The 21083-nt window shown below is 26.1% G+C and carries 27 protein-coding genes, 5 tRNA genes and 1 pseudogene; 12 read left to right on the top strand and 21 right to left on the bottom strand.

Annotation, left to right across the window (positions count from 1 at the left end; all coding sequences use genetic code 4):
• Nucleotides 1-46 precede the first annotated feature (46 nt).
• The 17 genes from AACK86_RS01935 to AACK86_RS06995 all read right to left on the bottom strand — a co-directional run bounded on the left by AACK86_RS01935 (nt 47) and on the right by AACK86_RS06995 (nt 12195).
• Nucleotides 47-1552, bottom strand: a complete 1506-nt coding sequence (locus tag AACK86_RS01935; RefSeq protein WP_338982263.1) for a dicarboxylate/amino acid:cation symporter — start codon at nt 1550-1552, stop codon at nt 47-49.
• Nucleotides 1553-1577: 25 nt separating this feature from the next.
• Nucleotides 1578-3113 carry a 2,3-bisphosphoglycerate-independent phosphoglycerate mutase gene (gene gpmI / locus AACK86_RS01930; RefSeq protein WP_338982262.1) on the bottom strand — a complete coding sequence of 512 codons (1536 nt, stop codon included), beginning with the start codon at nt 3111-3113 and terminating at the stop codon, nt 1578-1580.
• A gap of 29 nt (nt 3114-3142) precedes the next feature.
• Nucleotides 3143-3961: a Cof-type HAD-IIB family hydrolase gene (locus tag AACK86_RS01925; protein WP_338982261.1), complete on the bottom strand. Its 819-nt coding sequence runs from the start codon at nt 3959-3961 to the stop codon at nt 3143-3145.
• A 26-nt stretch (nt 3962-3987) separates the two neighbouring features.
• Nucleotides 3988-4725, bottom strand: a complete 738-nt coding sequence (tpiA, locus tag AACK86_RS01920; RefSeq protein WP_338982260.1) for a triose-phosphate isomerase — start codon at nt 4723-4725, stop codon at nt 3988-3990.
• Nucleotides 4726-4846: 121 nt separating this feature from the next.
• Nucleotides 4847-5713 (bottom strand): PTS transporter subunit EIIC, encoded by an 867-nt coding sequence (locus AACK86_RS01915; RefSeq protein WP_338982259.1) that lies wholly within the window; start codon nt 5711-5713, stop codon nt 4847-4849.
• Nucleotides 5614-6744, bottom strand: a complete 1131-nt coding sequence (locus AACK86_RS01910; protein WP_338982258.1) for a PTS transporter subunit EIIC — start codon at nt 6742-6744, stop codon at nt 5614-5616. Before AACK86_RS01910 ends, AACK86_RS01915 begins: the two co-directional genes overlap by 100 nt.
• On the bottom strand, nt 6734-6934 hold the full coding sequence (locus AACK86_RS01905; protein ID WP_338982257.1) for a hypothetical protein: 201 nt from the start codon (nt 6932-6934) through the stop codon (nt 6734-6736). Before AACK86_RS01905 ends, AACK86_RS01910 begins: the two co-directional genes overlap by 11 nt.
• A 59-nt stretch (nt 6935-6993) precedes the next feature.
• On the bottom strand, nt 6994-9039 hold the full coding sequence (locus tag AACK86_RS01900) for a fructose-specific PTS transporter subunit EIIC (RefSeq protein ID WP_338982256.1): 2046 nt from the start codon (nt 9037-9039) through the stop codon (nt 6994-6996).
• Between the two features lies 1 nt (nt 9040).
• A complete protein-coding gene (gene pfkB / locus AACK86_RS01895; RefSeq protein WP_338982255.1) occupies nt 9041-9964 on the bottom strand; it encodes a 1-phosphofructokinase in 924 nt (307 codons plus the stop codon).
• Nucleotides 9965-10178: 214 nt separating this feature from the next.
• Nucleotides 10179-10254 (bottom strand) — tRNA-Phe (locus tag AACK86_RS01890).
• Nucleotides 10255-10263: 9 nt separating this feature from the next.
• Nucleotides 10264-10339: transfer RNA gene (locus AACK86_RS01885), tRNA-Asp, on the bottom strand.
• A gap of 3 nt (nt 10340-10342) precedes the next feature.
• Nucleotides 10343-10419, bottom strand: a tRNA-Met gene (locus tag AACK86_RS01880).
• Nucleotides 10420-10443: 24 nt separating this feature from the next.
• A tRNA-Ser gene (locus AACK86_RS01875) sits at nt 10444-10536 on the bottom strand.
• Nucleotides 10537-10553: 17 nt separating this feature from the next.
• A tRNA-Ile gene (locus AACK86_RS01870) sits at nt 10554-10630 on the bottom strand.
• A 752-nt stretch (nt 10631-11382) separates the two neighbouring features.
• Nucleotides 11383-11613 (bottom strand): transposase family protein, encoded by a 231-nt coding sequence (locus tag AACK86_RS07005; protein ID WP_338982655.1) that lies wholly within the window; start codon nt 11611-11613, stop codon nt 11383-11385.
• Between the two features lie 32 nt (nt 11614-11645).
• Nucleotides 11646-11834, bottom strand: coding sequence for a hypothetical protein (locus AACK86_RS07000; protein WP_422398273.1), 189 nt, complete (start codon nt 11832-11834; stop codon nt 11646-11648).
• A complete protein-coding gene (locus AACK86_RS06995; protein WP_422398272.1) occupies nt 11776-12195 on the bottom strand; it encodes a transposase family protein in 420 nt (139 codons plus the stop codon). Before AACK86_RS06995 ends, AACK86_RS07000 begins: the two co-directional genes overlap by 59 nt.
• 73 nt (nt 12196-12268) lie before the next feature.
• On the opposite strand from AACK86_RS06995, the pseudogene AACK86_RS06990 reads away from it, so the two are divergent.
• The 11 genes and pseudogenes from AACK86_RS06990 to metK form a co-directional block, all read left to right on the top strand.
• Nucleotides 12269-12571, top strand: a pseudogene (locus tag AACK86_RS06990) (hypothetical protein); the annotation flags it as partial.
• Entirely contained in the window at nt 12572-12994 is a 423-nt protein-coding gene (locus AACK86_RS01860; RefSeq protein ID WP_338982254.1) for a hypothetical protein, read from the top strand.
• A 19-nt stretch (nt 12995-13013) separates the two neighbouring features.
• A complete protein-coding gene (locus AACK86_RS06985; RefSeq protein ID WP_338982632.1) occupies nt 13014-13466 on the top strand; it encodes a transposase family protein in 453 nt (150 codons plus the stop codon).
• A complete protein-coding gene (locus tag AACK86_RS06980) occupies nt 13451-13843 on the top strand; it encodes a transposase family protein (RefSeq protein WP_422398329.1) in 393 nt (130 codons plus the stop codon). The genes AACK86_RS06985 and AACK86_RS06980 overlap by 16 nt, the downstream gene beginning before the upstream one ends.
• Before the next feature lie 538 nt (nt 13844-14381).
• On the top strand, nt 14382-14834 hold the full coding sequence (locus AACK86_RS06975) for a transposase family protein (RefSeq protein ID WP_338982632.1): 453 nt from the start codon (nt 14382-14384) through the stop codon (nt 14832-14834).
• On the top strand, nt 14819-15211 hold the full coding sequence (locus AACK86_RS06970) for a transposase family protein (RefSeq protein ID WP_422398306.1): 393 nt from the start codon (nt 14819-14821) through the stop codon (nt 15209-15211). Before AACK86_RS06975 ends, AACK86_RS06970 begins: the two co-directional genes overlap by 16 nt.
• A gap of 197 nt (nt 15212-15408) precedes the next feature.
• A complete protein-coding gene (locus AACK86_RS01845) occupies nt 15409-15642 on the top strand; it encodes a hypothetical protein (RefSeq protein WP_338982252.1) in 234 nt (77 codons plus the stop codon).
• Between the two features lie 243 nt (nt 15643-15885).
• Entirely contained in the window at nt 15886-16035 is a 150-nt protein-coding gene (locus AACK86_RS06965) for a hypothetical protein (protein ID WP_422398271.1), read from the top strand.
• Nucleotides 16036-16053: 18 nt separating this feature from the next.
• Nucleotides 16054-16338: a transposase family protein gene (locus AACK86_RS06960; RefSeq protein WP_338982246.1), complete on the top strand. Its 285-nt coding sequence runs from the start codon at nt 16054-16056 to the stop codon at nt 16336-16338.
• The gene (locus AACK86_RS06955; protein ID WP_422398328.1) at nt 16323-16715 is read left to right on the top strand and encodes a transposase; all 393 of its coding nucleotides are present in this window, start codon (nt 16323-16325) and stop codon (nt 16713-16715) included. The genes AACK86_RS06960 and AACK86_RS06955 overlap by 16 nt, the downstream gene beginning before the upstream one ends.
• A gap of 466 nt (nt 16716-17181) precedes the next feature.
• Nucleotides 17182-18345: a methionine adenosyltransferase gene (gene metK, locus AACK86_RS01835; RefSeq protein WP_422398270.1), complete on the top strand. Its 1164-nt coding sequence runs from the start codon at nt 17182-17184 to the stop codon at nt 18343-18345.
• A gap of 57 nt (nt 18346-18402) precedes the next feature.
• Here metK and AACK86_RS01830 read toward each other — a convergent pair whose 3' ends face one another.
• Nucleotides 18403-19113 carry a Pr6Pr family membrane protein gene (locus AACK86_RS01830; RefSeq protein ID WP_338982250.1) on the bottom strand — a complete coding sequence of 237 codons (711 nt, stop codon included), beginning with the start codon at nt 19111-19113 and terminating at the stop codon, nt 18403-18405.
• A gap of 284 nt (nt 19114-19397) precedes the next feature.
• Between AACK86_RS01830 and AACK86_RS01825 the strand changes: the two genes are divergently transcribed.
• The gene (locus tag AACK86_RS01825; RefSeq protein ID WP_338982249.1) at nt 19398-19820 is read left to right on the top strand and encodes a transposase family protein; all 423 of its coding nucleotides are present in this window, start codon (nt 19398-19400) and stop codon (nt 19818-19820) included.
• A 152-nt stretch (nt 19821-19972) separates the two neighbouring features.
• Here AACK86_RS01825 and AACK86_RS06950 read toward each other — a convergent pair whose 3' ends face one another.
• From AACK86_RS06950 to AACK86_RS01815, 3 genes are read right to left on the bottom strand one after another with little or no spacing between them, the layout of a single operon-like run.
• Nucleotides 19973-20365 carry a transposase family protein gene (locus AACK86_RS06950; protein WP_422398327.1) on the bottom strand — a complete coding sequence of 131 codons (393 nt, stop codon included), beginning with the start codon at nt 20363-20365 and terminating at the stop codon, nt 19973-19975.
• On the bottom strand, nt 20350-20802 hold the full coding sequence (locus AACK86_RS06945; RefSeq protein WP_422398269.1) for a transposase family protein: 453 nt from the start codon (nt 20800-20802) through the stop codon (nt 20350-20352). The genes AACK86_RS06950 and AACK86_RS06945 overlap by 16 nt, the downstream gene beginning before the upstream one ends.
• Before the next feature lie 39 nt (nt 20803-20841).
• The gene (locus tag AACK86_RS01815; RefSeq protein ID WP_338982247.1) at nt 20842-21036 is read right to left on the bottom strand and encodes a hypothetical protein; all 195 of its coding nucleotides are present in this window, start codon (nt 21034-21036) and stop codon (nt 20842-20844) included.
• Nucleotides 21037-21083: the final 47 nt, after the last annotated feature.

Here is a 21083-nt window from a genome sequence, read left to right as displayed (position 1 = left end):
TAAATAAAAACACACCTAAGGGTGTGTTTTGTGAAAAAAATATCGTTTAGTGAATCTTATTTTTATTTTTTTGGCGATTTTTTTTCCGATAATTAAAAAGAATCATTTGCGGTTCAGTAATTTTATTTTGCATTCGGGCCACAATTGTTGTTGCTTGTAAACCACCAGCAACATTAACCGCCGTTCTTCCCATATCAAGAATCCCATCTAGTGCTCCAAAATAAGTATATACCGTACCATAATATGTAGGAAATGCTAACCCCGATAAAACACCAGCAGTAACTAATGGTGCTGTACCAGGAACACCAGCAATTCCTAATGAAGTAATAACCGTAACAATTAATCCCATTAAAAATCAAATCCATACTGAATATTGACTATTAATACTACTAGCGCCATTATAAACAAACATTAAAACGACACCAGCTTGAACACCAGCACATCCAGTTAATCCCATCGTTGAGGATAATGGTAATACTAAGTTTACGGCTTCTTCTTTAATTTTCATATCATCTTTTAAGGCATCAATTGATATGGGAATTGTTCCTTGAAATGATTGCGTGGCAAATCCTTGAATAACCGGTTTTCAAGCAAATTTTCATCACTGTAATGGATTAATCCCAAAAATTAATATCGTTAATGTATGCCATACTAAACTAATAAATAAACCAATATATGCTGTTCCCATTACTTTACCAATATCTACTAAGTGAGCAATTGGACCACCAATAATAGCAATGATTACCATTGACATTACGGCATAAGGCATAAACTTCATAAAAGTCATTAACATTGACATCACAATTTTTCAAAAGCGCTCTAAAGTATCTCTTGAAGTATTCATTTCTCGTTCATACCTTTTGCTTTGCTTTTTAATCGCATACCCAACTAACGCCGCAATAACCATTACCGGAATAATCGCTCCCCCAACAAAAGCTCCAATAAAATTTGCTGGCATATAGTTACTAATTACTTCTGGTAATTCCTTAACCGTAGTTTTATCACTCATTGTTTTTGGTTGTAAATTTAAACCACTACCAATGTCTAATGCCATACCAACTAAATATGTCACCGTGTAAGCAACAGCAACATTAATTAATAAAATAATAATGCCTTTAATTGTCATTGTTGCTAAACCACTAGTATGTGGTTTAGCAACCACTCGAGCAATTGCTAAAAATACAACGGGAACAGATAACATCAACATTCCATTAATAAAAATAGTTTTTAACAATGATATCCAAGTAATAACTTGATGCAATCAAAGATTGTAATTAGAATTTTCTGTTTTTTTATCCTCTAAGAATTCCTTTCAAATACTAGTAGGACTATCATCATTAGGAAAACCTAATATCGCTTGAATACCAATTGCAAAGATAACACCACCACCAATAGCAGTAAAAATTCGAAAACTAAATCGCATTTTAGTTAACTTAACTAAAATTCCTAAACTTACAACTAAAACAAGGAAAATTAAAATAATAACTAACGATTGTCAAGTTGAAATACTAAAAAAATTCTTTAAAATATCAACTTTTTTATCTTCTGGCATATATTTGCCTCCCTTTAAAATAAAGTTATTTTTTAATAATTGATTTACTTGTCATTTCATCAGGAATGCTAATTCCTAATAAATCACAAATTGTTGGAGCAATATTTGCTAAACTAATATCGGTATTTGTTACCAATTTTAAATCTGATTTAGTAATAACTAATGGCACTAACTGTGAAGTATGTTTCTTATTAATATCGCCCGTCTCATCAATCATAATTTCAGCATTACCATGATCAGCTGTTAATACCATAATGCCCCCTAACGATTTTAATGGTTCATATATTTCTTTTAAACATTTATCAACTACTTGTAATGCTTTAATAGTAGCTAATAAATTACCAGTATGCCCTACCATATCAGGATTAGCAAAATTAAGAACAATCAAATCATATTTTTGCATTTTAATTTTACTAATTAATTCCTTAGTAACTTCGTTGGCAGCCATTTCTGGTTTTAAATCATAAGTGGCAACTCGTGGTGAAGAAACTAATATGCGGTCTTCACCAGAAAACATAATATCTCTGCCACCATCAAAAAAATAAGTAACATGAGCATATTTTTCGGTTTCAGCAATTCGTAATTGTTCTAATCCTTGCTTACTAATTCATTCACCAAGACCATTATTCACATTTTGATTTTGAAAAGCAATTTGATTAGCTTTAACATCAACACTATATTCTGTCATTGTTACAAACAATAAATTATTACGAACTACTTCTGAATTTCACAAATATTCACGATTAGTTATTGCCGCAGCTAATTGAATAGCACGGTCAGGACGGAAATTAGTAAAAATTACACTATCATTATCTTTAATATGACCATCAGCAACTTGTTCATTATATGCTGGAATAATAAATTCATCATTACGAGAACAAGCATATTCATCATCAATATATGTTAAAGGATTACTAAAACTAGCGCCATTGCGTTGCACAATGACATCATACGCTAACTTCATTCGCTCCCATCGTTGGTCACGATCCATTGCGTAATATCTTCCCGAAATACTAGATAAATATCCAACTTGTAATTCATTCATCACAGATATTAACTTTGTTAAGTACTTTTTAGCAACATCCTGTTTAGTATCACGACCATCTAAAATCGCATGCACATAAACATCTTTAAACTGTTGCTCTTTTGCCATTGTCAAAATTGCTAATAAATGATTAATATGTGAATGAACGCCACCATCAGATAATAAACCAATAATATGCAATCGAGCATTATTACTTTTAGCTTGATAAATAGCAGCTAACAGGGCTGGATTTTCATAAAAAGATTTATCACCAATAGCATTATTAATTAGCGATAATGATTGATATAAAATTCTTCCCGCACCAATATGCAAATGACCCACTTCCGAGTTTCCCATTTGTCCATCTGGTAAGCCAACTCATTTTCCTGAAGCATGAATTGCTAATGACGGATAAGTACTTTGTAAATATTTAAAATGTTCCATCTTAGCTTTCGTAACGGCATTAGAAGCTTGTTCAGCAGCAATGCCAAAACCATCTAAAATTGCTAATAATATTGGATTTTTAGTTCTCATCATTCTCTTTCCTTCTCTTATTTTCATCAATATTATTTTAAAATATATTTAAGTATCACTTTACCAACACCATCTTTATTATTACTATCACACATATCTGTTGCTACTTTTATTAAATCTGAATAACCATTTTTCATCATTATTCCTAAACCAGATTTTTGTAACATTTCATAATCATTTAAAGAATCACCAATTGCCATACAATTTTTTAGTTTAAGATGTCATTTATTCACAAGAAACTTTAAAGCTTTAGATTTATCAAAATTTGCTGGCATAATCTCTAAATATTGATATTTTTCTAACGATGACGATGTTATTCTAATTCGTTTATTGGCTTCAATTTCAATTTTAAAATTTTCACAAATCTTATCCTCTAAATCATCTAAACTAATAGTTAATGTATAACAAGCTGGCAATGCTTGCCAATCATTTAAAATCTTTAACTTATATTTAGGATTTATTTTTGCTTCTCGCATAACCGCAACAGATTTTTTTCTTGTATAGGCAGAATTTTTTAAACCATAACCTCAAAAATTCAAATCATATTTTTTAATAATTTCATAAATATATTTTGTATCTTCTTCATTTAAATGAGCATTTCAAATATTCTTTTTAGTTTTTAAATCATAAATAACACAACCATTAAAACAAATAATATGTTGCGCATACTCATCTAACTTTAATTGCTGAGCATATAAAAGTGCTGCACTAGGGGCCCTTCCCGTTGCCAAAACAACTTTAATGCCTTTCTCTTGTACTTGAATAATAGTCTCCCTAGTATCATCTAATATTTTTCCTTTATCAGTTAATAAAGTGCCATCAATATCAATTGCAATTACTTTAATATTCATAATATTTATCACTCCTTAGAAATTAATTAAGAAATTAATTGCAAGAATGAATCCACTTGCAATGATGCACCACCAACCAATGCTCCATCAATATCTGGTTGTTCTAAAAGTGCTTTAATATTATCTGGTTTAACAGAACCACCATATTGAATTCTAATGTTATTGCTTAAAGCAACATTATATATTTCCATTATATATTTACGAATAAACTGACAAACTTGTTGTGCTACTTCTACTGTTGCTGTTTTTCCAGTTCCAATAGCTCAAACCGGTTCATAAGCAATAACAATTTGTTCTAATTGTTTCTCACTAACATTTTCTAATGCTATCTTTAATTGCTGAGAAACAACTACTTCTGTTTGCTTATTAATATATTCTTCTTCCGTTTCACCACAACAAAGAATAATTTTTAAGTTATTTTCTAGAGCCTTTAAAACCTTTTTATTAATAATCTTATTACTTTCATTAAAAAGAGTTCTTCTTTCAGAATGCCCTAATACAACATAAGAAACATTCATAGTTTTTAACAATAATGGGGAAACCTCTCCTGTAAATGCACCGTCATTTTCAAAATGACAATTTTGAGCACTAATAATTAATTTACTAGCCTCACGAATAGATGTTTCCAATAAAGGAAAACTAACAGCAATTCCAACATCAATATTCTGATTTATCATTTTCTGTTCAACTTGCAAAATAAAATCTTTTGTTTCATTAATATTTTTATACATTTTTCAATTACCGATAATAATTGGTTTACGCATTTAAATAATTCCTCTCTTAATTGTTTTCCTCTTTGATTATAACATATCTATTTTTGGATATGTTGCCACTAGAAAATCGCAATTTTCAATAAAAAACTTTATCAATAAAAAATAAAGTTTTTTATTTTTTCTTTCTTTTAATTCTTTTTTGAGATTTTAGTTTAGCCTTTTTAGAAGCTTTTTTTGCTTTTTTCAAATCTTGATTATTTTTCTTAATAATTTTTTTCTCTTTGTTTTTATTAGCAGAAACTTTAGTTCGCTCTGCCTTTAATTCAATTTTTTGCTGTAATTTTTCTTGTTGTTTTCGTTTTTTAATTTCAATGCGTTCCTTTTTAAAGAATTTACGATAAATGATTCACTCTTGAATATGTTTCTCGCGTAATCTCTGCTTTTCCTCAATTGAAGCATCATTTTTCTTTAAAATTTGATATTCACTGCGATGCTTATTCCTAATTTCTTGATATCGTAAATCTTGAAAGTTTTTGCCAGTAAAAAAATAATGAATCACACCTAAATATCCTAAATTAACAGCATTACCATTTTTCTTAGCTATACTATTAGCAATTAATATAAAGGGAACATAAATTACCATCCTTAATATTAAATTAGAAAATACTAAAATAATTGCTTTCCAACTTGATGTTGCTAAAATGGCACCAACGCCCACAGGAGCAAGAAAAGACATTTGCAGTGAAGCATAAGGAACATACCCTAACATCATTCATAATCAAGTTCAAATCACTAATAATACTGGACCAATAACCGCAGGAATAAAAAATATTGGATTTAATATTAAAGGATATGAAAATGTTATCAGATGATTAATATTATATATTGTTGGAACTAATGCCATTTTAGATATTGTTCTTGCTCTTTTATCACGACCAATTAATAATGACACCAACAGTAAAGATAACGACATCCCCCATCCCCCAATAAAAATAAAACTATTGAAAAATGATTCATTAAATATAAATTGCGGTACCAAACCAGCTTTGATTGAGAAGCATTTTGTACAATAGCATATCCTCAAACTGGTCCAAAAATACCATTCATAATGTTTGTTCCTGACAAACCAAAAAATCAAAATAACTGTCCAAAAAATATATAAACAATCGCTAAACCTAAACCAATATTCGGATTAGCAGAAAAATTCATAAAAGGATATGCAAAAAATTTATAAAAAATAGCAACTAAATTTAAAGCATTAATATCAGGTGTAAACAAAGCATAATTATCAAATTTAGCTTCATAATTACCTCACATTTCATATCCTTGACCAGTAAACCATAAATATTCAACCTTTTCAAAAACAGCCATTTGGTCTCTTGTTAAAGGAATAACTGTTGAAAATCAAGAATTATCATCAGCTTGAAAAACAAAAACAGCATAAAAAATATTTCCTTCAGTATCTTTAACAATAGCTTTCACCGTATCAGCATCACTTTCCAAATCAAAAAGGCGATTAAATTCTTTCAATACTGCTTGTTGAATCTGAGCAGTAATAAACAATTGTGAAACAATAGCAAAAATAACAATAACAATTGGCAATAACTTAGCAAATGACTGACTAACAATTGGTACCATTCCTTTTGGCATTTTAATTGCTAACCGATTATTTCGTGATAAAAATAAAAGTAATTCTGCTCCTAAAAATGAAATAATAATTGCTGAAAATAAACCTTCAACACCCAAAAACTTTGTGCCAATCTTAACAGGACTCTGTCAATAAACAGTAATTCCCCCACTAATAAGAAAAACTCCTAATGTCACTAAACCAGTAATCACTGCTAATTCTTGATTACGCTTTTTTGCCAATAAATAACCAATTAAAAATGAAACATATGGCGCTAAAATTAAATAAGTAGCACTATAAATTACTTCGCCAACAACCTTAAAACTCGTTATTATTTGTTCGCCAATACCAACAAATTCAATAATGTTAGGATTACTAGGAACTACAGAATAAGCATCTGTTCAAACAACAATTCAATATGCTAATGAACTATTAATTGCCAAAAACAGCATTATTAACAAGCAAAACAAAAGCACCAGTAATAATTAATGGTATTAATATTGTAAAAGTATTACCAATAACTGACAAATAATTTTGATTACCCATTTTTTCAGCAAACGGAATAAATCAACGATTAATAAAAGTATGAAGCCAAGATTTTCTTTCCTTCTTTATTAAAGTTTCTGAACTCATTTTATTCACTTTCCTTTAACTTTAATAGCTTACATATTACTCATTATTATATCTAAAAATTATTTTTTAACCTTCTTATTAGAAATCTTTTCCATAAAATATTTAGAATTTAACAATCCTAACAATAATGCTCCAATAACCATACCAACAACTAAAGCTGTAACATATAAAATAATACCTAAACCAATTTGCATTCCAGAATCAGTTACTCAATGATTTCTTAAAAGTGGAAAAACAAATATTCCGCCATGCGGTGCTGGCAATGAGATGTTAAATAACATCACTAATGCCCCAGTAATAGCAGAACCAATTACAATTGAAGGAATAACTTTTTTGGGACGAGTTGCCGCAAAAGGAATAGCCCCCTCAGTAATAAAAGATAATCCCATAAATCAGTTAGAAATTCCCGCATTCCGTTCTTCTATTGTATATTGTGATTTAAAAATTAATGTTGTTAAAGCAATAATTAATGGTGGCACCATTCCTCCTGCCATTACACTAGCCATTACCTTTTGTCCAGACTCACCATCAGCAATTAAACTTGTTCCTAAAACATAAGCCGCTTTATTAATAGGTCCCCCCATATCAACAGCCATCATCGCCGCAACAATAATACCAACAAGAATATGTAAATTATAATCATACATTTTTTTAATTCCCGTTTTTAAACCTAAATTTAAAAACCCTAAAGGAATATTTAACGCAAACATTATTAAACCAATAAATAAAACACTCAATAAAGGCACAAAAACAATATCTTTAACACCTCTAAAAGTTGCGGGAACTTTTCTTGTTCATTGTGTTAAAGCAAAAACAATTACTCCCGCTAAATAACCACCAATTATGGCTCCAATAAATCCAGAATTAAACTGCAATGTTATATCACCAATTTTAATTTCTGGTATTAATATTCCTCAAAGATTACTTCATCCCTCATTAATATCAACAGTATATAACAGTCCCGGAGCATCAGCAATTAATCCGGCAATAAAACCAGGCAACAAACCTTGCCAACCTACAAGTGAATAAGCAATAAAGCCACCTAATACAGGTACAATCATTGAAAGTGATAACTTTCCTAAAGCTGAAAATCACCCCGATTGCAGACGAACAGTACCAAAATTATTGTTACCATCAATACCAGAATCCAATAAAAATCCAATCCCCAGAATAATTCCTCCTGCCACAATAAAAGGGAGCATTCGTGAAACCCCAGCCATAATATGTTTATAAACAGAACGAAAAGACTTTCAACTTTGAACAGTATCTGTTAAAAAAGAATCATCATTTTTTGATTGTTCTTTAACAATTTCACCTTCACCACTTAATGCTTTTTGAATTAATTTATCACCCGCGGTAATTGCATCTTTAGTTCCTGCATATAATACTTTCTTACCAGCAAATCTTTCAACACCTTCAATATTCTTATCAGCAGCAATAATAATAGCTTTAGCATTAGAAATATCTTCCTTAGCTAAAACATTTTCTTGACCACTACGCCCTTGTGTTTCAACTTTAATACTAACATTTAATTGCTTTGCAAAATATTCTAATTTTTCTTGTGCCATATAAGTATGAGCAATCCCGGTCGGACAAGCAGTTATCGCTAAAACTTTACCACTATCATCAACTAAAGACCCATCATCTTTCGATTCTTGTTGCTTACTAAAAATTTTTACAACAGCTTCGGGATTTTTAACTTTTAATAATTCTTTAACAATTTTAGGATCAATTAAATACGATGATAAAGTTGCCAAGGCTTTTAAGTGAGTATCATCACTAAGTAAAGGCATCGCAATCATAAAAATTAATTTAACTGGTTTATTATCCAATGAGTCTCAATCTAATTTACTACTAGTTTTAGCAAAAATAATCGTTGCTTTTTTAACATACTTGCTACGATTATGAGGAATAGCAATCCCATCACCAATTCCTGTTGTTCCTTGTTGCTCACGAACTCAAATATCATTTTCAAACTTTTCAGCATCACTAACAACTTTTTGTTTATATGCCAAATGACAAAGTTTACTAATAGCTTGCTTTTTAGTTTTTGCTTTCAAATTTAAATCCATTATCTGTACATTAAATAAACTACCAATTTCCATCTTACTCTTCCAACCTTTCCACCTTAATTAATGGAACTAATTTTTCAATATCTTGAGCAGTAGCTAATCATTTTGTAAAACTTGTTGCTGCTCCACAAGCAGCAGCCATTTTTAAACTATCTTCAATTGATTTTTTATTAACAAAATAACTAGCAATAAAACCTGCCAACATTGAATCACCAGCCCCTACTGAATTAATTAATAAACCTTCTGCGGCACTAATACGATAAACTTCGTTATCACTGGTAATATAAATTGAACCGTTTTTACCTAAGCTTACCAAAACATTATGAACACCTTGTTGTTGTAATAATTTAGCCGCCGTTATTATTTGCGAATCTGTTATTAATTTCTTATTACATAATTGTTGTAACTCTGCTAAATTAGGTTTAATTAATAACGGTTGATACGATAAACAATGTTTTAAACTACCACTATTAATATCTAACGAAAAATTAACTTGTTTTTCATTAAGAATTTTTAAAAATTGTTTAAGTTGCGATTGATCCATTCCATTTGCTAAATTACCAGAAATAACAACAAAATCATCAGAATGATAATCACTAGCTTGTTTGATAAATGCTTCTCAATCACTAGCAATAACTAATGGACCCCTAGCATTAACTTCTGTTTCTTGATCACTTTTAATTTTGACATTAATGCGAACCATTCCTTTAATTAATATAAAGTTAGCAACAATATTTTCTTCTTTTAACTTTTGTAAAATTAACTCATTATTATTGGTAGCTAAAAATCCGCTTGTAATAGTTTTTATTCCCAATCGGGTAAGAATAATAGCACAGTTAATACCTTTACCCCCCGACTGCAAATAATCTTCATAACAACGATTAGTATTGCCAACAGTAAAATTGTCTACTTTTATTGTATAGTCAATTGCTGGATTAAAAGTAATTGTATAAATCATTAGCTTATTCTCCTTTCTCTAATTATTATTTTATCTTAAAGATGCTAAAAAGTCTTTTTTATTAGTAAAAATGAAATATCATAATTTTAAAAAGTAGTTTTTGTAATTAATTACAAAAACTACTTAAATTAAATTTATTTTAGGTTCCTTCAACTATTTTAACTATTTTAAAAAAGTCTATTAATACCTTTTAAAATCTTAATTTATAGTCTAATGGTGGTTCGGGGCGGAATTGAACCGCCGACACCTTGAGCTTCAATCAAGTGCTCTACCGACTGAGCTACCGAACCCTAACTAACTGGCGGTCCCGAAGGGAATTGAACCCTCGATCTCCTCTGTGACAGAGAGGCATGTTAACCACTACACCACGGGACCAATTGGTTGCGGGAGGAGGATTTGAACCTCCGACCTTCAGGTTATGAGCCTGACGAGCTACCAGACTGCTCTATCCCGCGATATGTTTCGTTAATAATTACTAATGGCGGAGGTGAAGGGATTCGAACCCCTGCGAGTTTTTATACTCCTTGCGGTTTTCAAGACCGCCCCCTTCAACCAGGCTTGGGTACACCTCCATAAAATAATACCATAATGGTGGACCCTGTAGGGCTCGAACCTACGGCCATCCGGTTATGAGCCGGATGCTCTAACCAACTGAGCTAAGGGTCCAATAGTAAAACTAACTTATATTTAATTGGTTGTTTAAATCTATAAAATTGTTACTAATCTTAAACAAAATAAATTATAATAAAAATAATGCAAGTTTGCAAGCAATAAACCAAGATAGGTCGCGTTTAGTTTTCTTAGGTGTTGCTTTGAAGAAGTAAAACAATCAGCTAATTATATTATTTAATTACTAAACTAACCCTGCCTTTCTTGTTATTGTCATTTTTATTCATTACCATTTTATCATATTATTGAATTTTTACACAATAAAAAATTATTAATTTTATTAAATTTTCACTAATATATATTAATTTTATATTTTTACTTACTTAAATCTATTATATTTATTTGTTACAGCATTACCTTTATAATTAATTCAACTATCATCATTTTTATTATTATATTTATTTCATAATGAATTTTTATATATTTCTTTTCTGATTTCTATTTCTGAATTAATATTTTAATAAAAAAGGTATCGCAAGAAGTCTAATGAAGAAAAAGTGAAAGAATATTTGCAAGAAAAAAATAAATTAATTCCTCTTAAAGAAAAAGAGAAAAATATTAAAAAACTAAATTATAATAATAGACTTCTTGCATAACCTATTAAAAAAATTACAAATATTTGTAAAAAGACAGTAATAGAAAAATATAATTTTAATTAATTATGTCTTTTATCTAAAAAATTAATATTTTGCCACAACAAAAAATGAATTTATTATTTAAATTCTTTAATTTTAAATAAATCTTTTATGTTAAATTAATAATTGCAAATTATAAATTGAGGCAATTAAATTAAATCTTAAACCAAATCTTTTTCTACGATTACGATATTTTTCTGTCATAATTTTAAATTTTTTAAGAATAGCAAAAATATTTTCAATAATAATTCTCATTTTTGAAACTAGTCTATTATGTTGTTTTTGTGCTTTATTTAAATGGTTTTTCTTTGTTTTCTTTGTAGGTATTAGAACATTATTGTGAATTTTTTGTATTCCTTGATAACCACTATCAACTATTAATTTGGGATTTTTGATTCTTTAAATAAAGAATAATCATGTTTTTTCCAAAGTGAAAAACTTGTTGCAATAATTTTTCTAGTTTCTTGTTCGATAATTACTTGTGTTTTAATGGTGTGTTTTTTCTTTTTACCAGAATAAGATTGTTTTTGTCTTTTTTGGGCGTTGGATTGGAGTTTCGGTAGCATCAATAATAATAGTTTTATCATTAAAATAATCATTTATTAGTGCTTTTTTACCAGCAAGTTGTTGAAAATCAGAGTTTTTAATTAAAATATCTTCAATTCACTTGATATTGCGATAACAATTAGCTTCACTAATTCCGAAATTTTTACCCAGATGAAAATAAGTCTGATATTCTCGTCAATATGATAAAGTCATCAATAATCTATTTTCTAGTGATAATTTATTAGTTTTACCACCTTTTTTAAATTTTTCTATTTCAGCTACTTGTAAAATATCTAACATTTTATTAAAAGTGGATTTTTTTATTCCTGTTAATCTTAACCATTCTTTATCATTAAGAGTATTAAAATTATTATTGTTCATATTTTGATATCCTCATAAATTATATTTTATAAGAATATTTTAATAAAAAAGGTATCGCAAGAAGTCTAATGAATTAAATTCTTTAAATAAAAAACTCAGTAATTTACAAGGTGAAAATTTAAAAGATGATGAAGAAAAAATTAAAACTTTAAATAAATCAGTAATTAAAAAATATAATTGTCAAAAGATTAATTTAAATTATACAGGAGCATACACAAGTGATGGTTTAAATGTTGTAATAAAAGAAAATGGAAAACCAGATAAAGGAAAAAATATTAATATTTCTAACGAAACTTTAAAAGATGCAATTTCAAATTTAGCAGATTATGATAATAATAAACAAGAAAATCAAACAATAAAAGATGATTTAGTAAGAATGATTTTTATTACAAGTGAAGCCATGAGGTTTCAATGTGATGAAAAGACTTTAGAAATTTTTGCAAATATTAAAAATATTGATGAATTAAAAAAAATCATATCTGAGAGTAAAAATATATTAAAAAATATTCAAGAAAAAATATTTAACAAAAATAAAATAATAAATTGAAAAGATTATACATCACAATTAAGAGGTGATTGAAAAAAATATTCAGAACAGTTTAATAAATTTAGAACAGAAATTTGAGAAGAGCTAATAAATTTAAAAAGTTTAAGTAATTTTGTTTTTGAAAATCAAAATGAAATTAATCAAATATTAGAAACAAAAAATGAAAAAGAAGAAATATTAAAATTAATAGAAGAATTATTTAATAGACTTCTTGCGATACCTTTTTTATTAAAATATTCTTATAAAATATAATTTATGAGGATATCAAAATATGAACAATAATAAATTTAATACTCTTAATGATAAAGAATGGTTAAGATTAACAGGAATAAAAAAATCCACTTTTAATAAAATGTTAGATATTTTACAAGTAGCTGAAATAGAAAAATTTAAAAAAGGTGGTAAAACTAATAAATTATCACTAGAAAATAGATTATTGATGACTTTATCATATTGACGAGAATATCAGACTTATTTTCATCTTGGTAAAAATTTCGGAATTAGTGAAGCTAATTGTTATCGCAATATCAAGTGAATTGAAGATATTTTAATTAAAAACTCTGATTTTCAACAACTTGCTGGTAAAAAAGCACTAATAAATGATTATTTTAATGATAAAACTATTATTATTGATGCTACCGAAACTCCAATCCAACGCCCAAAAAAAGACAAAAACAATCTTATTCTGGTAAAAAGAAAAAACACACCATTAAAACACAAGTAATTATCGAACAAGAAACCAGAAAAATTATTGCAACAAGTTTTTCACTTGGGAAAAAACATGATTATGCTTTATTTAAAGAATCAAAAATCCCAATTTTAAAAAATACCAAATTAATAGTTGATAGTGATTATCAAGGAATACAAAAAATTCACAATAATGTTCTAATACCTACAAAGAAAACAAAGAAAAACCATTTAAATAAAGCACAAAAACAACATAATAGACTAGTTTCAAAAATGAGAATTATTATTGAAAATATTTTTGCTATTCTTAAAAAATTTAAAATTATGACAGAAAAATATCGTAATCGTAGAAAAAGATTTGGTTTAAGATTTAATTTAATTGCCTCAATTTATAATTTGCAATTATTAATTTAACATAAAAGATTTATTTAAAATTAAAGAATTTAAATAATAAATTCATTTTTTGTTGTGGCAAAATATTAATTTTTTAGATAAAAGACATAATTAATTAAAATTATATTTTTCTATTACTGTCTTTTTACAAATATTTGTAATTTTTTTAATAGGTTATGCAAGAAGTCTAATAAAAAAGAAAATAAAAAATATAAAAAAATAAAAAATATTTTTCTAGTTGAAATAAAAGAATTATTAAAAATTAACGATGAGTGAACCGAAAATGAAACTATATATGTTAATTTTAGATTAAAATATAAAGAAAAAATTGCTAATACTAATAAAATAATTCATCCAATTGACAAAAAAATATCACAAAAAGAAAAAAACAAAAATAAAATAAGATTATTAATTTTTAAAAAAAATAATGATAATTCTCTTTTATTTTCATCTATTATTGAAAATAATTTAGATATTATTAAATTATTAATTAGACTTCTTGCGATACCTTTTTTATTAAAATATTCTTATAAAATATAATTTATGAGGATATCAAAATATGAACAATAATAAATTTAATACTCTTAATGATAAAGAATGGTTAAGATTAACAGGAATAAAAAAATCCACTTTTAATAAAATGTTAGATATTTTACAAGTAGCTGAAATAGAAAAATTTAAAAAAGGTGGTAAAACTAATAAATTATCACTAGAAAATAGATTATTGATGACTTTATCATATTGACGAGAATATCAGACTTATTTTCATCTTGGTAAAAATTTCGGAATTAGTGAAGCTAATTGTTATCGCAATATCAAATGAATTGAAGATATTTTAATTAAAAACTCTGATTTTCAACAACTTGCTGGTAAAAAAGCACTAATAAATGATTATTTTAATGATAAAACTATTATTATTGATGCTACCGAAACTCCAATCCAACGCCCAAAAAAAGACAAAAACAATCTTATTCTGGTAAAAAGAAAAAACACACCATTAAAACACAAGTAATTATCGAACAAGAAACCAGAAAAATTATTGCAACAAGTTTTTCACTTGGGAAAAAACATGATTATGCTTTATTTAAAGAATCAAAAATCCCAATTTTAAAAAATACCAAATTAATAGTTGATAGTGGTTATCAAGGAATACAAAAAATTCACAATAATGTTCTAATACCTACAAAGAAAACAAAGAAAAACCATTTAAATAAAGCACAAAAACAACATAATAGACTAGTTTCAAAAATGAGAATTATTATTGAAAATATTTTTGCTATTCTTAAAAAATTTAAAATTATGACAGAAAAATATCGTAATCGTAGAAAAAGATTTGGTTTAAGATTTAATTTAATTGCCTCAATTTATAATTTGCAATTATTAATTTAACATAAAAGATTTATTTAAAATTAAAGAATCTAAATAATAAATTCATTTTTTTTGTGGCAAAATATTAATTTTTTAGATAAAAGACATAATTAATTAAAATTATATTTTTCTATTACTGTTTTTTTACAAATATTTGTAATTTTTTTAATAGGTTATGCAAGAAGTCTAATATATATGAATTAAAAAATGAAATTATTGTGAATTTTTCGGAATTACTTTTAAAAGAAGTAGCAGTTACATATTTAGATTTATTAAGAAAATATCAAAAGGGTGATGCTCATCATCTTATTTTAGAATTTTTAAATGTCTCAGTTTTACTTTTAGATAAAATAATTGCTGATGAAAAACTGTGAGATAAGACTGATACTAGTTTATTATTAGACTTAAAAAATAGTATTTTTTTAACAGAAAAAAGTAAAGAAAAAGATTAACTAAGGCTTTAGAAACAACAAAAAAGCATATAAATATTTATTTATTAAATTAAATTTTCTTTTTTCTTTAATAAAAGATAAAGATATGCAAGAAAAATTATTTTTAGATATTTATAATATTTATGTTAAGGGTTTTGAAAATAAACAAATTATTTTTTCTGATATTATTAATTATTAGACTTCTTGCGATACCTTTTTTATTAAAATATTCTTATAAAATATAATTTATGAGGATATCAAAATATGAACAATAATAAATTTAATACTCTTAATGATAAAGAATGGTTAAGATTAACAGGAATAAAAAAATCCACTTTTAATAAAATGTTAGATATTTTACAAGTAGCTGAAATAGAAAAATTTAAAAAAGGTGGTAAAAATAATAAATTATAACTAGAAAATAGATTATTGATGACTTTATCATATTGACGAGAATATCAGACTTATTTTCATCTTGGTAAAAATTTCGGAATTAGTGAAGCTAATTGTTATCGCAATATCAAGTGAATTGAAGATATTTTAATTAAAAACTCTGATTTTCAACAACTTGCTGGTAAAAAAGCACTAATAAATGATTATTTTAATGATAAAACTATTATTATTGATGCTACCGAAACTCCAATCCAACGCCCAAAAAAAGACAAAAACAATCTTATTCTGGTAAAAAGAAAAAACACACCATTAAAACACAAGTAATTATCGAACAAGAAACCAGAAAAATTATTGCAACAAGTTTTTCACTTAGGAAAAAACATGATTATGCTTTATTTAAAGAATCAAAAATCCCAATTTTAAAAAATACCAAATTAATAGTTGATAGTGGTTATCAAGGAATACAAAAAATTCACAATAATGTTCTAATACCTACAAAGAAAACAAATAAAAACCATTTAAATAAAGCACAAAAACAACATAATAGACTAGTTTCAAAAATGAGAATTATTATTGAAAATATTTTTGCTATTCTTAAAAAATTTAAAATTATGACAGAAAAATATCGTAATCGTAGAAAAAGATTTGGTTTAAGATTTAATTTAATTGCCTCAATTTATAATTTGCAATTATTAATTTAACATAAAAGATTTATTTAAAATTAAAGAATTTAAATAATAAATTCATTTTTTGTTGTGGCAAAATATTAATTTTTTAGATAAAAGACATAATTAATTAAAATTATATTTTTCTATTACTGTCTTTTTACAAATATTTGTAATTTTTTTAATAGGTTATGCAAGAAGTCTATTATTCTAAAAAGCTAAATCGGAAACGAAAATTTTTAACTTTTAATATTGATGCATTAAATTACTTAAAAGTAATTTGCATTTTTAAGTCATTAATGTTAATATTTTTAAGGACAATTTAAAATTTTCATTCACTTATTCTGAACTGGATATGCTAGTTTTAACCAGTAGCAACCCTTTTATTTTTAAAAGAAGGTGCTTCTAGCAGGGTAAATACCAACAATAAGGAAAGGATTATATCTAAAATATAAAACCTTCTTTTTAGTTAAAGAAGGTTTTATATTATTTAAATAAATTAATGGAGGAAAGTATGAGAAAAATATTATTTACTAGTGAATCTGTTAGTGAAGGACATCCCGATAAGATTAGTGATCAAATAGCTGATGCTATTTTGGATGCTTGTTTAAAACAAGACCCGCAAACAAGACTAGCTTGTGAAGTGTTTATTACTACTAATATGGTTATTATTGGTGGCGAAATTAAATCATCAGCAATTGTAAATTATGAAGCGATTGCTAGAAAAGTTATTTGTGATATTGGTTATATTGATGAAAAAATTGGTATTAATGGTAATACTTGTGATATTCAAGTATTACTTCATAGTCAATCACAAGATATTATTCGTGGTGTGGAACATAATCATCAATTAGCAGCAGGCGATCAAGGAATTATTTTTGGTTATGCTACTAATGAAACTAAAACTTATATGCCTTTAGCTATTCAAATTGCTCATGATTTAGTACATTTAGCTTCTTCTTTAAGAAAAAATCAACAATTCAAAGATGCGCGCCCTGATATGAAATCACAAGTAACGATTGATTATAGTAATTGGTGCCAACCTAAAATTGATACGATTTTAATGTCAATTCAACATCATCCTGATTATAATCAAAGTGAATTTAAAACATTTATTCATCAAAAAATTATGCTAGTTATTGCTAAGAAATATAAGTTAAATTTTGATTTTAAATTTTTGATTAATCCAACAGGAAGATTTGTTATTGGTGGACCTTATGGTGATACGGGATTAACAGGAAGAAAAATTATTGTGGATACTTATGGTGGATATGCTCGTAGTGGTGGTGGTGCCTTTTCTGGTAAAGATGCTACTAAAGTTGATCGGACAGCTGCTTATATGGCAAGAAAAGTTGCTAAACATATTGTTGCTTTAAATTGGGCTGATAAATGTGAAATTCAATTGGCATATGTTATTGGTATGAAAGCTCCGATTGCTGTTTATATTGAGACATTTAATACTGAAAAGATTGCTCTTAATATAATTAGTGATGCCATTAGTGCTGTTTTTGATTTTTCAATTCAAGGAATGATTGATTGTTTGCAGTTAATGCAACCAATTTATCAAAAAACTACCGTTTATGGCCATTTTGGTAAAGATGATAATTTTAGTTGAGAAAAATTGGATTGTTTAGAACAATTAAAAGATTATATTAAAGATAAGTAAAAATGAGAATATTTAGGTATTCTCATTTTTAAAATTTAAATTATTTTCTAATATTTTTTATTTTTTGTTTTTAAAATTGTTAATAAATATGTATAGCAAGTTAAATACAATAAATAAAAATAAAATTAAAGTTGCAAAGATAACAAATACTAAAATCCCATTCATTCCAAAATTTTCATTATGAAGGTTTAAGAAAAAGTAAGGGTATGATAAGTTTTCTTTACCATCTGCTCAGCGCATTTCGCCACGAAGCATAACATAGATAATGTATGTTAATGGATAACTTAAGTATATTCAGATATTTTTTTTTAAATAGTTATTTAATTCAATTTTATTACTGCCAATATTTCAGATGCCATAAATAATCATTAATAATGGGACAATAATGTGTTGGGCAACGCCATAAATTCAGGCATTTATTCCCATATATTTAAAAGCGGTGGGCATTAGGACTATAAGTCAAACAAAAAAAGTTACGGAAATATAACTAGTTATGAAAAGTTTACTTGTTTGTCCTGTTAAAATACTTTTATCTTCATTTTGATAATTAATTGTTGCTAATAGAAATCATATGGCAACAATGATATTTGATTGCGTAGTAAAAAAAGATAAATACTGAAGTGTAAAATCGCCATATAGAAATGGTAAGTCAGATTTAGGTACTCATAATTTTAATACCATTGAATTAATATATGTAGCAATTAAAAATGCTATTGTAAATATGAAAGCAAATATTTTAAAAATTAGTTTTCCTCGTGTTGGTTTCATAATTTCCTCCGTAGATTTTTTTTAATTAAAAATATTATATCAAAATTAGATAAGGGATTGTTTTAAAATTTTGCTATTATTGCATTATATTGTTTATTGGCTATAATGATAAATAGTAAAATTAAAAAAGAAGGGATGTTTTAAGAATGATTAATAATTCTAATTTAAAAGAAACTAAAAATTTAAATCAAACTAATATTGAACCTAATGGATTAATAGACTTCTTGCGATACCTTTTTTATTAAAATATTCTTATAAAATATAATTTATGAGGATATCAAAATATGAACAATAATAAATTTAATACTCTTAATGATAAAGAATGGTTAAGATTAACAGGAATAAAAAAATCCACTTTTAATAAAATGTTAGATATTTTACAAGTAGCTGAAATAGAAAAATTTAAAAAAGGTGGTAAAACTAATAAATTATCACTAGAAAATAGATTATTGATGACTTTATCATATTGACGAGAATATCAGACTTATTTTCATCTTGGTAAAAATTTCGGAATTAGTGAAGCTAATTGTTATCGGAATATCAAGTGAATTGAAGATATTTTAATTAAAAACTCTCATTTTCAACAACTTGCTGGTAAAAAAGCACTAATAAATGATTATTTTAATGATAAAACTATTATTATTGATGCTACCGAAACTCCAATCCAACGCCCAAAAAAAGACAAAAACAATAGACTTCTTGCATAACCTATTAAAAAATTACAAATATTTGTAAAAAGACAGTAATAGAAAAATATAATTTTAATTAATTATGTCTTTTATCTAAAAAATTAATATTTTGCCACAACAAAAAATGAATTTATTATTTAAATTCTTTAATTTTAAATAAATCTTTTATGTTAAATTAATAATTGCAAATTATAAATTGAGGCAATTAAATTAAATCTTAAACCAAATCTTTTTCTACGATTACGATATTTTTCTGTCATAATTTTAAATTTTTTAAGAATAGCAAAAATATTTTCAATAATAATTCTCATTTTTGAAACTAGTCTATTATGTTGTTTTTGTGCTTTATTTAAATGGTTTTTATTTGTTTTCTTTGTAGGTATTAGAACATTATTGTGAATTTTTTGTATTCCTTGATAACCACTATCAACTATTAATTTGGTATTTTTTAAAATTGAGATTTTTGATTCTTTAAATAAAGCATAATCATGTTTTTTCCCAAGTGAAAAACTTGTTGCAATAATTTTTCTGGTTTCTTGTTCGATAATTACTTGTGTTTTAATGGTGTGTTTTTTCTTTTTACCAGAATAAGATTGTTTTTGTCTTTTTTTGGGCGTTGGATTGGAGTTTCGGTAGCATCAATAATAATAGTTTTATCATTAAAATAATCATTTATTAGTGCTTTTTTACCAGCAAGTTGTTGAAAATCAGAGTTTTTAATTAAAATATCTTCAATTCACTTGATATTGCTATAACAATTAGCTTCACTAATTCCGAAATTTTTACCAAGATGAAAATAAGTCTGATATTCTCGTCAATATGATAAAGTCATCAATAATCTATTTTCTAGTGATAATTTATTAGTTTTACCACCTTTTTTAAATTTTTCTATTTCAGCTACTTGTAAAATATCTAACATTTTATTAAAAGTGGATTTTTTTATTCCTGTTAATCTTAACCATTCTTTATCATTAAGAGTATTAAATTTATTATTGTTCATATTTTGATATCCTCATAAATTATATTTTATAAGAATATTTTAATAAAAAAAGTATCGCAAGAAGTCTAATAATCTATTTTCTAGTGATAATTTATTAGTTTTACCACCTTTTTTAAATTTTTCTATTTCAGCTACTTGTAAAATATCTAACATTTTATTAAAAGTGGATTTTTTTATTCCTGTTAATCTTAACCATTCTTTATCATTAAGAGTATTAAATTTATTATTGTTCATATTTTGATATCCTCATAAATTATATTTTATAAGAATATTTTAATAAA

The organism is Spiroplasma endosymbiont of Eupeodes luniger (assembly GCF_964019525.1).
Taxonomy (GTDB): domain Bacteria; phylum Bacillota_I; class Bacilli_A; order Mycoplasmatales; family Nriv7; genus Nriv7.
Note: the sequence above shows the minus strand (reverse complement) of the source record. Positions and strands in the feature narration are given on the sequence as shown.